6 protein-coding genes and 2 pseudogenes are annotated in these 13,912 nt (G+C 68.7%); 6 read left to right on the top strand and 2 right to left on the bottom strand.

From position 1 onward, the window contains the following. Positions 1–1,303 precede the first annotated feature (1,303 nt). Genes cas7g through IF30_RS41250 form a run of 4 tightly spaced genes read left to right on the top strand, consistent with a single transcriptional unit; the run spans position 1,304 to position 8,198 of the window. Positions 1,304–2,530 carry a type I-U CRISPR-associated RAMP protein Csb1/Cas7u gene (gene cas7g / locus IF30_RS0110035; RefSeq protein ID WP_030235032.1) on the top strand — a complete coding sequence of 409 codons (1,227 nt, stop codon included), beginning with the start codon at positions 1,304–1,306 and terminating at the stop codon, positions 2,528–2,530. 6 nt (positions 2,531–2,536) lie between these two features. After that, a complete protein-coding gene (csb2, locus tag IF30_RS0110030; protein WP_030235030.1) occupies positions 2,537–4,009 on the top strand; it encodes a type I-U CRISPR-associated protein Csb2 in 1,473 nt (490 codons plus the stop codon). Continuing rightward, on the top strand, positions 4,006–7,086 hold the full coding sequence (cas3g, locus tag IF30_RS0110025; RefSeq protein WP_051709655.1) for a type I-U CRISPR-associated helicase/endonuclease Cas3: 3,081 nt from the start codon (positions 4,006–4,008) through the stop codon (positions 7,084–7,086). Before csb2 ends, cas3g begins: the two co-directional genes overlap by 4 nt. A gap of 2 nt (positions 7,087–7,088) precedes the next feature. Next, complete coding sequence (locus tag IF30_RS41250) at positions 7,089–8,198, top strand: hypothetical protein (protein WP_051709652.1); 1,110 nt, start codon at positions 7,089–7,091, stop codon at positions 8,196–8,198. Positions 8,199–11,519: 3,321 nt separating this feature from the next. Here IF30_RS41250 and IF30_RS50770 read toward each other — a convergent pair. Then, positions 11,520–11,909, bottom strand: a pseudogene (locus IF30_RS50770) (transposase); the annotation flags it as partial. Between the two features lie 798 nt (positions 11,910–12,707). Here IF30_RS50770 and IF30_RS50175 point away from each other — a divergent pair. Further along, a complete protein-coding gene (locus IF30_RS50175) occupies positions 12,708–12,842 on the top strand; it encodes a hypothetical protein (RefSeq protein ID WP_267884522.1) in 135 nt (44 codons plus the stop codon). A gap of 161 nt (positions 12,843–13,003) precedes the next feature. Beyond that, positions 13,004–13,402: a hypothetical protein gene (locus IF30_RS0109995; RefSeq protein WP_030235016.1), complete on the top strand. Its 399-nt coding sequence runs from the start codon at positions 13,004–13,006 to the stop codon at positions 13,400–13,402. Positions 13,403–13,517: 115 nt separating this feature from the next. Here the strand turns inward: IF30_RS0109995 and IF30_RS0109990 are convergent. Beyond that, positions 13,518–13,703, bottom strand: a pseudogene (locus IF30_RS0109990) (oxidoreductase C-terminal domain-containing protein); the annotation flags it as partial. Positions 13,704–13,912: the final 209 nt, after the last annotated feature.

Here is a 13,912-nt window from a genome sequence, read left to right as displayed (position 1 = left end):
ATGACCTGCGCGATCTGGCACAACCGGACCACCGGCCGACCCATCACCCGCTCGCTGATCGCCTACGACCACTGACCGACTTCGGAACTACTCGTCTAGACCCGGTAGGACCGTTGTTTGGCTCAGGCAGTCAAGCCTCGTTGGCTAGCGTGCGGTACCGTGCTGCCCACGTACACGGCCCTGGCTGTGTGCATGGGCTGAGGCCCCGGCCATTTGCGGTGGCCGGGGCCTCAGTTACGCATGGGTACCTCCTTTCTGTTCTGCGCAGCTACTTAAGTGCTGCGGTGATCACCCCCGCCACAGCTGCCAGTGCCGCGATGACGCTGGCGTTGCACCGAAGCCACTGTCCGAGCCGTTTGCTTCCCATCATGTGCTCCTCATCTTCAAAAAACTCGGGGTAGTTGGCCCCGAGCTGGACTGTGTGCTGGGAGCAGAGGAGCCGCTTTGGGCGACAGAGGAGAAAGTACAGGACCGTGTGACGACACGTTGGGTAACGGGCTCTCTGTCTAGGTCGTGTTGGTGACATGGTGAGGAGTAGAGCACATCGGGGGTCGAGGGCCCGAAGGGCAATGGAGAGACTGGTGAGGCTCGTAGACGGCTAGTCCACAGACGAATTCCCGCTCTGCTGGCAATTAGCTCGAAGCGGTGATGGCTGGAAGGCTTGAGAACGTTCATCCGTTCGTGACGGCTATAGTCGGGTGTCTCCGAAGGCTCGGCCGAAAGGCGTGTCATCGGCACCATTGAAGGGTGACCTGGAGGGGCGTGGACCAGGCCCCGATGTGGGTCCTCTCCGCGTCAGTTGATGGCAGCGGCACTGTTGAGTCGTTCGGTGTCGCAGTGCTGGGTGCCAACTACCCGTGCCCTGCGACGCCGACGGCGATCTGTGAAGTTTCGACTCAGGAAGCGTCGGGTTTAGGCGTCGTCTGCCGGAAGCGCGGGGGTTGCATTGGCGGCACAACGAGAGCGCTGCGCCGTGACCGACAGACACCCCCTTCGTGGCGACGCAAGCCAGCTCGTCGGAGCCCTGTCGACGAGTGCCCGTCCCTGAGCGCACGTGAGACTCGGGGGACTTGAGGCTGTGTGCATCCGAGAGCGCTTGATTGCGAATGCAAGTGCTGCCGAAGAAGGGCTCTCGGTATGACTTAGACAAACACAGCCCCAGCTCGAAGTGAGTGCCGCAGTATCCCGTCCACCCGTCTTCCCGGAAGAGAATTGACGCCTATTCACTCGAATGGATGATGGCTGTCGGTGGGGGCTGCTTCGATGCGGACTGTCCGAGAGGTTTCTCCCCGAGGAGGGTTTCATGGAGGCGTTGTACGAGCGGCTGGCCGAGGCGGCGAGCGGGCTTTCGGTGGACGGTGCGATCAGGGTTACGGCCCAGTACGAGCCGGTGGCCGGTGTGGGGGCGCCGGTGGCGCCGCCGACCGTGAAGGTCAAGCAGATGATCAAGGACCCGGCGACGGGTAAGGAGAGGGAGGTCGACGGACCGGGCCAATTGTTTGAGTACCGGTGGGTCGGTGGGGAACGCGCGAGGGTGGTCCTTTTGGACCAGCGGCAGTCGCAGGCGAACCGCTGTGAGACGGCCCTGTTGGAGGCTGTCGATCTTGGTGATGTGGTGGTGCCGCATCTGGCGCTGCACGTGTTCGCGGAAGGCCGGGGCCTTCGGATGACGAACCTGGATGCGCCGCACCGTTCCCGCGACGCTTACTTCCGGGACGCGCTGGACGAGTCCGGTGTGAGGTTCGACGAGACGGACAGGGGCCGTGCGCTGTGTGAAACGGGGACGGGGGATGTGCGGGCTTTCCTGGAATGGGTGCCGTCGGACCTGGTGTTCGGGATCTGGGATTCGCACCGCAAGCGGCGCGTGCAGTTGAAGGTGCCGCGCACCTACACCTCAGAGCTGGTGGGCTTGCATCCGCTGTCCGGGGTGAGGGCGGCGGGGCGTTTCGACAAGTGGAACTTCCCCGGAGACAACGTGGAGCTGACCGCCGACGGCTGGCGGCCGGTCGACGGTGCTGGGAAGAAGGGCAAGGGGAAGACGCTCAAGGCGTCGGCGGTCGGGCACGGCATGATCCCGCCGGTCTCCGGGATGGGCGGGGTGACGGTGCAGGCGATCGAGCGGAACGCGACGCTGGCCATGGCGGGCCTGCGGGCGCTGCGCTTCGGTGATGCGCCGAAGGAGTATGTGCGGGCGGCGAGGGCTCTGCTGGGGGCGCTGGCGCTGCTGGGAGACAGGCTGGCGTTCGCGGCGTCGGCGGTGCGGCTGCGGTCGGGGTGCGACCTGCTGCTGGTGTCGGAGCGGATCGAGTGGGTCGGCCGCGGGCGCGAGGGTATGGCGGTGACGGAGCCGCTGGAGCTGGACACGGCAGCGCAGGCGCTGGAGCTGTTCGAGCTCGCGCGCTCGCGGGCCGAGGAGGCGGGCCTCAAGTGGTCGAAGGAGCCGGTGCGGCTGCGACCCAACGCGCAGGTGCAGCAGGCGATTGAGCGCTCCTTCCGCCTGGAGGGCATCGGCGAGGCGGAAGGCGAGTAGAGCGTCATGCCTTTCCACATCTCGGTGGAGCTGCTGGAGCCGCTCTACCAGGCGACCGCCATGGACGGCGAGCGCGCGGAGTGGCCGCCCCACCCGGCCCGCCTGTTCTGCGCGCTGGTCGGCCACGCCGACCTCAAGGACACCGCGCACCGGATGGCGCTGACTTGGCTGGAGGCGCAGGAACCGCCCGTGGTCACGGTGCCGGCCAGGCCAATGGAAGCGGACCACCCGCGCGCGGCGTGGGTGGTGACCAACATCGTGGACCCGAAGAAAGTGACCCACGGCCTGCTGCCGGGACGCACCGCCGGCGGCGTGCCGCGCACCTGGGCACAGAAGACGCTGTCCGGTACGCGTATGGTGTTCAGCTGGGCTGCGGAGCCGGGGGAGGAGCTCGCCCCGGTGCTGAAGGAACTGGTGCGCCGGGTGCCGTACTTCGGTCGCTCGACCGGGGCCGGGCTGCTGGATGCCTGGTGCGGCCCTGACGAGCCCGGTGACGAGCACGGGGGGCGGCAGCGCTGGAGGCCTGCCGCCAATGGGGAGTACCCGAAGGGCTCGCGGCCGATCCGGATCCCCTACCGCGGTTACCTGGCCTGGCTGGAGGAGGCGTTCGAGGAGCAGCGCCCGTCTTGGAGCCAGGCGGTCACCCACCACTACCTCCACCCCGACCACGCCGACCGGGACGAGGCTGCGGTGGCGGAGGGGCCGTTCGGTGACCTGCTGACGTTCTCGTTCGCCCCAGGCGTGGCGCTGGACCCGCGGTGGACGCTGGAGCTGACCGGCCGGCTGCGGGGGGCGGTGATGAGCACCCTGGAGGCGATGGGCCACGACGTCCCGGCGATGACCACCGTCCACGGCCACAAAAGCAGCCCCGATGACCCGCGGCCGGTGGTCTACCTCGCGCTTCCGTTCGCCGGCCACCGCCACGCCGACGGTCGGCTGCTCGGCCTGGGCATCGCCCTGCCCCGCGAGATGCCGAAACACCACCGCAAGGCTCTGCTCGACGCGCTGCTCCACCACGACGGAGGGCTGCGCCGAATCCGGTTGGCGGACGGGGAACCGCTGGACCTGGAGCGGGTCAGTCCCGCCGACCAGGACTCGTGGCCGCTGACCGTCCAGCCCTGGGCCTGGCAGGGGCCCTCGACGATGTGGGCCACGGTGCTGCCGATGGTCCTCGACCGCTTCCCCAAGAAGTACGAGGAGGCCGCGTGGGCGGAGTCGGTCGCGGCCAGCTGCGTCGCGGCGGGGCTGCCCGAACCCGTGTGGGTTCAGGTGAGCCCGCGCAGCGGGCTCGTGCCCGGTGCGCGGGACGCGGACCGGTTCCCGGTACGCCGCAAGGACGGTGAGCGGCCACTGCCGAGCTGCCACGTGCGCTTGACGTTCCCGGTCACAGTGGCGGGGCCAGTGGTGCTGGGCAGCAAGAAGAACTTCGGCCTGGGCTTGTGCCGCCCGGAGCCGCACTTTCAGGAGGACAACCAGTGACGGGCACCGAGTGGCCGCCGGCGATCGAGATGGCCGAGTTCCCCGAGTTCTTCCGGGAGGTCCACCACCACACCCACTGCCCCGATGGCGCCACGACCGCGGCGTGCGACGGGTGCGAGGGCTGGGCGCCGTTCCCCTGGCAGAGTGCCTACCTGGATGCCGTGGCGGGCAGCGCGGACTGGCCGGACCTTGATGTCCCCACCGCACTGGGCAAGACGACCTTCATCGATATCTGGCTCTTCCTCCTCGCCTGGGAACACGCCCGCGGGCTGGGGCGCGTGCACCGGAAGGTGCCGCTGAGGCTGTTCTTCTGCGTCGACCGGCGCCTGGTGGTCGACCAGGCTCACCAACGCTCCACAGAACTGGCTACGGCACTCGCCGGCGCGCCAGCCGGTTCGGTGCGGGCGAAGGTCGCCGCATCGCTTCGAGACCTCGGCGGCGGAGCGTTGCCGTTGGAGGTGGTACGGATGCGCGGCGGCACCCGCTGGGAGTCCAACTGGGTGCGCAGCCCGGCCCAGCCGCTGGTGGTGACCTCGACTGTGGACCAGTACGGCAGCCGCCTGCTGTTCCGCGGCTACCACACCTCCCCCCAGCGGGCTCCGATCGACGCCGCCCTGACCGGACTCGACGCCCTGCTCACCCTGGATGAGGCCCATCTGTCGAAGGCCCTGTTCGCGACCGCCGCCGACACCGCGCTGTACCAGCAGACAGCGGTGCGCGGGGAGTTGGCCGCACGGGCGCTTCGGGTGGTGAGCCTGTCTGCGACCAGTGCCACCAGCGGCCGTTCCCGCCTGGGCATCGGCGAAGCCGACCGCAACCACCCGATCGCCGGGCGCCGGATCGCGGCCAAGCGCCACGTGACGCTGTTGGACGCCAGCGACTGGTCCAAGAAGTCCGCGGAGGCGTTCGCCCTCGCGGCCGAGACTGGCCTGGACGCCGTCCTGCCCCTCCTGCGGCTGCCCGCGGTCGCGGTGATCGCCAACACCATCACCCATGCCCGCGCCGCCCACGAAGCGCTGGCCCGGCGCACCGACGTGGACGTGTTGCTGCTGACCGGCCGCTGCCGGCCCGCGGAGCGCGACCTGCTCGTCACCGGCCCGCTGGCCGAACTCCTTACCGGCATCGACCCGGACCGCGAACGCCCCCTCGTCGTGATCAGTACCCAGACCCTCGAAGTGGGAATCGACTGCACCTTCGGGGCGATGGTCAGCGAATGCGGCGACTGGGCGTCCGCACTGCAGCGCCTCGGACGCCTCGACCGCCGCGGCGAACTCGGCCCCGTCCCCGCGATCCTCGTACGCACCCACAACCCTGAGGACCAAGACCGCATCCCCGTCTACGGTCCGGCCGCCGCCCACACCTGGCAGTGGCTCACCCAGCACGCCCCCACCCACGGCACCCAGGATCCTGCCGAGCTGACTCCCCACCTCCTCGACGGCCTGGTCCTCAACCCCGCCACCCTGCCCGGCCTGCTGGACGGCACCGACACCGCACCGCTCACCCGCGCCGGCGAACACATCCCCCCGGTCGAGCAGGTACGCCTGGGCGCCTTCGCCCGTACCAGCCCCATCCCCGTCCCCGACGAATCCCCCGCCCCCTTCCTCCACGGCCTCGATACCGGCGAGCCCGAAGTCCAACTCCTGTGGCGCGCCGACCTCTCCACCGACACCACCGACCCCGAGGCCCTCGCCGAACACATCCGCACCACCCCCGTCCATACCGCCGAAACCCTAGCCTTGCCCCTCGCCGCGGTACGCCGCTTCCTCACCCAACCCCGCGCGACCCCCGACACCAGCGACCTCGAAGGCCCCGACGCCGACACCACCCCCGACCTCCGCAACCCACCCATCCGCCTGCGCACCACCGCCCTCCAACGTGAGACCGACGGCACCTGGACCACTCCGCGCACCGTCTGGGACCTGAAACCCGGCGCCACCCTCGTCCTGCCCACCACCGCTGGCGGCCACGACGCCTACGGCTGGACCGCCAACCCCGACACCCCCGTCCCCGACCTCGGCGACCACCCCACCGACAACACCCGCACCCCGCTACGCCTCGATCCTGCCGTCCTGGCCAGCACCACCAGCGCCGCCCCCGAGCGGTTCACCCCGATCATCAAGCAAGCTCGCGCCGATCTCACCGCAGACCCCGGCGACCCGGACGCCGTGAGCACGACCGACGCGGTCCGCACCGCGATCACCCGGCTGCTCGCTGCCCTGCCCACCGACACCCCACCTAACGTCCCCGCCAGACACACCCCCCTGCTGCGCCGGCGCCTGGAAGCCCTGCTTGAGGTCGCCGAGTGGCGTACCGGACGGTCGGCTGCGGCCGGGGTGGTACTGATCGACCACGGTGGTCCGGGCCGAATCGTCCTCGTCCCGCCGCGGATCATCGACGCCGACCGCTACCGGCTCGCCATCGACGACGAGGACCCGGACAGCAGCAGCCTCACCCGCACCGTCACCCTCACGCACCACCACCAGGCCGTCGGCGAACGCGCCCGCCACTACGGCCGGGCCATCGGCCTGCCCGACGACCTAGTCGACGCCGTCGTGCTGGCGGCCCGGGCCCACGACTGCGGAAAGCACCACCCGCGGTTCCAGTGCATGCTCTGCTCCGGCGACCGCCTGCTCGCCGAATCACTGCCCGAACCCCTCGCCAAGTCCGGCATGGACCCCGCCGACCGCGCCACTCGCCGACGCGCCGCCCGCCTGGCCAACTGGTCCAAGGACCTGCGCCACGAAGCCCTCAGCGCCGCCGCCGTCCACACCTGGCTCGCCACCGACCCCGCCACCGCCCAAGGCCTCGACCACGACCTCGTCACCCACCTCGTCGCCGCCCACCACGGCTACGCCCGCCCGATGCTGCCCGCATTCTCCGACCCCGAGCCCGTCCTCGTCGAGTGCACCATGCCCGACGACACCACCGTAACCGTCTCCAGCACCGTGATCGGCACGGACTGGAACGGCCCACGCCGCTTCCGCGCCCTCAACCGGCGCTACGGCTTCTGGGGCCTGGCCCTCCTCGAGACGGTCCTGCGCCTCGCCGACATCGCCTGCTCCGAAGAGGGCAACTGACCATGCACCAGCTCGAACTCCCCGCCCTGCGCTCCGACGACCCGCTCGGCTTCCTCGCCGCCCTCGGCATCCTCGAACTCACCACCGCCGCCCTGCCCACTGAGCCCCTACTCCACTGGAAAGGCCCGGCCGGCGCAGCAGCCCTCACCACCGACCAACCCCTCACCCTCGACACTCTCACCGAGCTCCTCACCAGCCACCTCCCGCCCAAGCCCGCCAAGACAGCCCGCGGAACCGGGGAGCCCGCGGACAGCGCCGAGACGGAGGACGGGGAAGGCGAAGACGCCAATGCAGTCGGCATGGAGGCTGAAGTCAGGGACTCCTTCCCGCACGCTCCCGGACTCCTGACCCGACCACGTGAGGACGCCACCGCCCCCAACGAAGCCCTGCGCATGCGCGTCGACACCGCCCACCAGACGCTGCGCGAACTCGCCCAGTCCGAACGCGTGACGGGCGACCGACGAGCCCGCTGGTTCGCCTCCCTGACCAACGTCATGTGCTTCGAAGACACCACACCCAAGACCGGCAAGAACGACCCAGAGCCCACGGAAGAGCCAGGACCCGCCACGGTGCGGCGTACCCCCGTCACCCCGCTGATCGCCGCCGCCGGCCAGATGACCATCACCGGCCTGATGCAGAAAGCCGTCCTCGGCTGCCACAAGGACCCGCGACAGATCCGCTCGGCCCTGGACGGCTGGCGCCGCGTCCCCGACTACGCCTCCGCCAACTTCGACCACCGATCCCTCGGCGACGCCCACACCAACTCCGAGGGCAAGGCCTACCAACGCGGAGCCCCCGGCCCCACCTGGCTCGCCCTCCACGCCCTCGCCACCTTCCGCCTCACCGCCACCGGCCGCACCCAAGCCGCCACCAGCTGGGACACCACCGACAGCCGCGGCGCCCTACACTGGCCCGCCTGGACACCACCGCTCACCACCACCGACGTGACCGTCCTGCTCGAACACCCCGCCGTTCGCGCCACCGAACCCGGCACGAACCGCAATGCCAGAATGCTGTCCAGCCTCGGCGTCACCGCCCTCTACACCGCACCCCGAACCGGCCTCAAGCAATCCAATGGCCCCCTCGCCGCCAGCCGCCACCTCTGGCCCTGAACCTCACCCCCGGCCGCCCCTCCAACGCCCGCTCCTTGACAACTCCACAGTGCCAACACGCAGAACGAGACCCCGGCCGAACACGACTTCGGAACCACAAGCACACACGAAAACACCCCACCACACCGAAGCAACAAGTCGGAATTGCCTCGAAGAAGGCACCAGCAGACACGGCAACAGGCTCCCCGAACCGCTAAACCAGCGGCTCAAACCCCAATCGCTCCGCACCATCGTGGTGCGGCACCATTGCAGCGATTCGTACGCGGCCACGATGACGGAAGCCGAGTTGTTGCTCCGCGCCAGCCCAGTGCGGCTCCATCGCAGCGCGTTCCACAGCGCCGAGGTCAGATAGTTGCCGGGGATCGCTTCGCACCGTCCCGGTGCGGCACCATCGCAGCCTGGATGATGCGATTCTCCATGTGCAGGCCACCTTCGGCGATCTGCACCATCCCAGTGCGGCACCAGCGCAGTCCCTTGAGGTTCGTGGCGTTGGGCTGGGTCCAGACGGCCCCTCCGCACCATCCCCGTGCGGCAACATCACAGCATTGCGTAGTAGATGTCGATAATGTCGCCGCACGCCTGGTCACTTCGCACAATCCCGGTGTGGCACCATCGCAGCGTCTTCGTCAGGACGCCGTCCAGCTCATCGACCAAGCCGCTCCGCACAATCCGGGTGCGGCACCATCGCAGTTGGACGTTGGGTGGGCGACAGCTGAATCGCCCGGTGATCCCTTCACGCCGTGCAGGTGTGGCTCTATCGGAGATGCATGATGGCCTGGATGGCCGCTGGCAGCCGTGGGCCTCTCCGCACCCTTCCGGTGCGGCACCATCGTGGGGGCAGGGTCGCCTTGATTGGGGAGTAGCTGCCGGACCTTCCTCCGAACCTCTTTGGTGCAGCGCCATCGCAGCACGGCCATGCTCGCCGCCATGTACGGGCAGGCATACGGCCCCACCCGCATCACCCCGGTGGGGCACCATCGCAGCGTTCTTTGGGGCAGCAAGGGCCCCATCGGCGGCGAACTGCTCCGCACCATCCCAGTGCGGCCCCATCGCAGCCGCGCGTCGGACGTGCCGGCAATGGGGGTGTGCACGTCACGCCGCACCGTCCCGGTGCGGCACCATCGCAGCTCCACGGGGGTAGCCTGGCCTCGACAGTGATCAAAAACCTTTGCGCATCGTTCTGGTGCGGCAAAATCGCTGCTGTACGAGCGACACGAAAACCGCGGTCAGCCGGGATGTCCCTTCGCCACTGCCCGGGTGTGGCACCGTCGCAGCTCGGAGACCACGGCCTCCATGAACGTCTTGCGGTCGTTCCTCCGCACCCCTTCGGTGCGGCACCATCGCAGCTCCGCAAGCGAGGCCGCCACCCTCAAGGGGCAGATTGTCGCCCGCACCATCCCGATGCGGCACCATCGCAGCATCCAGTGCTGGAACCAGCGAACCGCCAGGACGGCAGTGTCCCTCTGCATCTTGTCGGTGCTTCATGGTCGCAGCACTTCCCGCTGGACCACCGCGGCTACTTCCTTTGGCGGGTCGCTCGGCACCACCCTGGTGCAGCATTATCGAATCTTCCTGCCGGGCCGGCTGCGCGAGCAGACGATGGGCGTCGCTCCGCACCGGCGCAGTGCGGCACTATCGCAGCGTGTTCAGCGAGATGCTCTCGTCCAAGCTCATCCCGTCGTCGCTCCGCACCATTCTGGTGCGTCACCATCACAGCACCGTCCGCGTCAGGCGGGAGATGTCCTCGTTCTCCCCTCCCTCCGTACCCTTCCGGTGCGGCAGCATCGCAGCGGCACCTACGGATGGCTGCCGTCCACGGGCCTGGCGGCGCTCCGCACCACCTCAGTGCGGCACCATCGCAGCATCAGCTGGAACACGTCCGGGAACAGGCGTCGGATGGGTCGCTCCGTACCATTCCGGTGCGGCACCATCGCAGCTGCGGGTCTGCGTCCACGACCAGCAGACGCCGACCGGCCGTGCCGTACCATCCTGGTACGGCACCATCACAGCAGCTGAATGGGGCCCAGCCCACCATGCCCGACGCCTGGTCGCGGCGCTCCGCACCATCTCGGTGCGGCACTATCGCAGCGCAGACCATGCGTTCATGGGCTCGGACGCCGGCACATCCCTCTACCCCTTCCCGGTGTCACACCATCACTCCGTGAAGGTCGACCAGGGCGACTATTCTCTCGGTCGTTGCTCCGCGCCCTCCCAGCACGGCGCCATCGCAGCAGGTCCGCGCAGGCCGCGCACGGGTCCGGGACCTGGCTGCTCCGCACCACTTCGGTGCAGCGCGGCCCTGATCGACGGCTGGTCCGACGCCGTCTGGGGTGCCTCCGCACTACTTCGGTGCGGCTCCATCGCAGCTTGGCACCGACTGCAACCTCGACCGCGATGTGGAAGGTCACTCCGCGCCGTCCCGGTGCGGCGCCATCGCAGCTGGTTGAAGTTGGCTTGGACCTCGGTTCATCCTTCATTGTTCCCGCAGTTGGCAGAAGCGAGGTCACCAAGGCGTCGCCGACTGTTAGCCGCAGTCAGGATCTGTTGCGGCCTCGACATCTCGCCGGTGCGGCACCATCGCAGCGACAACCTGGCAACCGGGAAGCTGGAGCACGCCGCCAGTCGCTCTGCACCATCCCGGTGCGGCATCATCGCAGCTACAAGGGCCTGGCGTTGAAGGTCCTTGCCGCGTACCTGTCGCCCCGCACTATCCCTGTGCAGCACCATTACGAGATCGGCGAGCACGACCTGCGGCTGGGTATCCCGAGTTCCGCTCCTCTGTCCGCGGCTCCCCACCAAGCGTGGCTGAGGGCCGCAGTGGAAGGGGTATCGGTGGGGACTTGTCGGGGACCACGCGTCGTTCACCACCGTCTCTGAGGTGCCTTTCGGTGAACGAACAGCGCGGGCTGTCTAGCGTTTGACGTGCGGGGATGGATATCGCGGGGCGACTGGGGACCAGGTGCTCCGGTTCGCGGTCGCTCCGCACCAACCCGGTGCGGCGCCATCACAGGCGGGTGATCGCCAACATCCAGGGCGAGGCGACCCCGGTCACTCGGCACCAACCCGGTGCGGCACCATCGCAGCAGCGCGTCGTCGGTCGCGAGGCCATTGGCCGCTTAGTTGCTCCGCACCAGCTTGGTGCGGCACCATCACAGCGCGGAGCAGCTGCGCCCCTCGCAATGGCCGGGTCGGTCGCTCCACACCATCCTGGTGCGGCACCATCGCAGCGGCATCCCGCCGCACATGCTCGGCCAGGGCGACCGGGCCCTCCTCCACACCTCGCTGCCCGCTCGGTCCGGCCACGTGCCCGGCCCGCCAGGCGTAGTAGCCGGAACGGGCGACGCACAGAAGCTCGCACAGCCACTGGACGCCGAACTCGGCGGCATGGGCGGAGATGAAGTCCCAGCGGCGGGCCCTCACTTCATCTCCCGCGCGAAATAGGCCGCTGCCCGGCGCAGGATCTCCTTCTCGACCTGCCATTCGCGCTCGGCCTTGCGTAACCGGGCGAGCTCGGCCCGCTCGTCGGCGCTCAGTGCTTGCCCGGGTCGACGACGGCTCGGCATCGGCGGCTCTCACCCAGTTCCGCAGGGTCTCATGGTTGACCCCGATCTCTTTCGCGATGGCCGCGAACGTGCGCCGGCCCTCCGAGGCCCGGTACAGCGCGACGGCATCACGACGAAACTCGTCCGAGTACTTCGACGGACGTCCCACCTGGACTTCCCTTCCCGGATCGATAAGATCCAAATGTCAGGGTGTCCGCGTCACGGGGAAAAGCTCAAATCGCAGTCCGAAGGCGTCCTTGTCAGGACCCCGACTCCGACCCGCCAGGTGCGGCACCATCGCAGCCCCTTCGGCTCAGCTCCATGGCTTCCGGTGTGGTCGTTCCTCCGCACCCTACGTGCGCGGCACCATCACAGCGTCGGGCCTATCGAGGTCGACAGCACCTACAAGGCGAGTTCCTCTGCATCACGTCGGTGAGGCTCCATCGCAGCCCCACGACCGACTCGACTCCGACCGCCAGCGCGCCGGCACCTCCACACCACCTGTCTGGCAACAGCCCAGCGTTCTGCTGGTGTCGAGCAGCATGAGCATCCGCCTATCACTCCGCACAAGCTCGGCGCGACACCATCACAGCTCCGTGAGTTGGATCTCGCCTTAGGTCGTCCCGTCGGGGTCGCTCCGCGCCAACCCAGGTGCGGCACCATCGCAGCAACACCTGCAGACGGACCTGCGGGGTGCCAGAGAGGTCGCTCCACACCATCGCGGTGCGGCACCATCGCAGGCTGCTCAACCCGCCTATGTTCAGCGGCTACCAGTCCGTCGCTCCGCGTCACCCGGTGCGGCACCATCGCCGGGGCAACCACTCCGGCAACCCCGAGTTCATCGCCAGCGTCGCTCCGCGCCGTCCCGGTGCCGCACCATTACAGCTTCGGGAACCGGATTGAGGCCGGCACCGGCATGTGGCTGTCGCTCCGCACCAATTCGGTGCGGCACCATCGCAGGGCCCGGATGACGATCGACGGCCGGCCGAACGATGTCGTCGCTCCGCACCACGCCAGTGCGGCGCCATCGCAGCGCGAAGCGGTCTCCGATCTGCCCGGCGGCGGCGAAGAACCGATCCGCACCATCACAGTTTCGGCATGAGGAATCACACCATCGGCCGGGGCGCGGTCGCTCCGCACGATTCCGGTGCGGCACCATCACAGCTGCGTCCACTACGACGACGGCACCCCGATCACCCGCGTTGCTCCGCACCAGCCCGGTGCGGCACCCTCGCAGCTCGACCCGGTCCCCAGAAATCCGGAATGTCGGCGTCGCTCCGGACTGTCTCGGTACGGCACCATCGGAGCTGTGACGGGCTGGAGGCCTGGTACCGGTCGTCGGCGTCGCTCCGTACCTGCCCGGTGCAGCATCATCGCAGCGTCGAGGAGCTGATCCAGCTCAAGCCCGCACTGTCGGAATCGCTCCGCACCTCCCTGGTGCGGCACCATCGCAGGCTCAACTTCACGCTGATCGGGCTGTTGATCAAGCAGTCGCTCCGCATCGTCCCGGTGCGGCACCATCGCAGCGCCGACCACGCGCTGATCGGCCCGGATGCCAGTGCCAGGTCGCTCCGCCCCTTTCTGATGCGGCAACATCGAAACGGGATGATCTGCTTGGCGGGGACTTGTTGGGGACCACGCGTCGTTCACCACCCTCCCTGAGGAGCTTTTCGGCGAACGAACAGCGCGGGCTGTCTACTGTCTGACGTGCAGCGATGCCTATGGCCGGGCGACTGGGGGTCAAGTGGCCGGATGGGTCGCGCGACACGGTTTCTCCCTACTCGGCGAGGGCTGTACGCCCGCGGATCGGGTCGGTGACGTCCCAGATGTTCATGTTCATGCCGGCGAGGACCCGGCCGTCCTTGAGCCAGAACGCGATGAACTCGTTGGCCTTCACGTCTCCTCGGAACACGACCCGGTCGTAGCCGTCGGGCTCGACGTAGCCGAGGTATTCCATGCTCAGCTTGTCCCGCGACGCCACCGGCTCGTTAGGATGCCGGGGTGTCCACTCGGCATCGGTCCAGGACTGCGGAAACCAGAGCGTGCGGTCCTCGGGGTCCGGCCCGGCTTCCCAGAGTGCGCGAGGAAAGCTCCGACTTGGGAGTCTCGGTGCGGCCATCGGTGCCGGAGTACTGCCGGTAAACATCAGCCGACGGGACTCCCTCTTCAGGA

The organism is Streptomyces sp. NRRL S-350 (assembly GCF_000719705.1).
GTDB lineage: Bacteria > Actinomycetota > Actinomycetes > Streptomycetales > Streptomycetaceae > Kitasatospora.
Note: the sequence above shows the minus strand (reverse complement) of the source record. Positions and strands in the feature narration are given on the sequence as shown.

Coding starts and splice junctions, on each gene's coding strand:
- csb2 (WP_030235030.1), top strand. CDS start 2,537: ATGCCTTTCCACATCTCGGTGGAGCTGCTGGAGCCGCTCTACCAGGCG.
- cas7g (WP_030235032.1), top strand. CDS start 1,304: ATGGAGGCGTTGTACGAGCGGCTGGCCGAGGCGGCGAGCGGGCTTTCG.
- IF30_RS41250 (WP_051709652.1), top strand. CDS start 7,089: ATGCACCAGCTCGAACTCCCCGCCCTGCGCTCCGACGACCCGCTCGGC.
- IF30_RS50175 (WP_267884522.1), top strand. CDS start 12,708: ATGACGATCGACGGCCGGCCGAACGATGTCGTCGCTCCGCACCACGCC.
- IF30_RS0109995 (WP_030235016.1), top strand. CDS start 13,004: ATGTCGGCGTCGCTCCGGACTGTCTCGGTACGGCACCATCGGAGCTGT.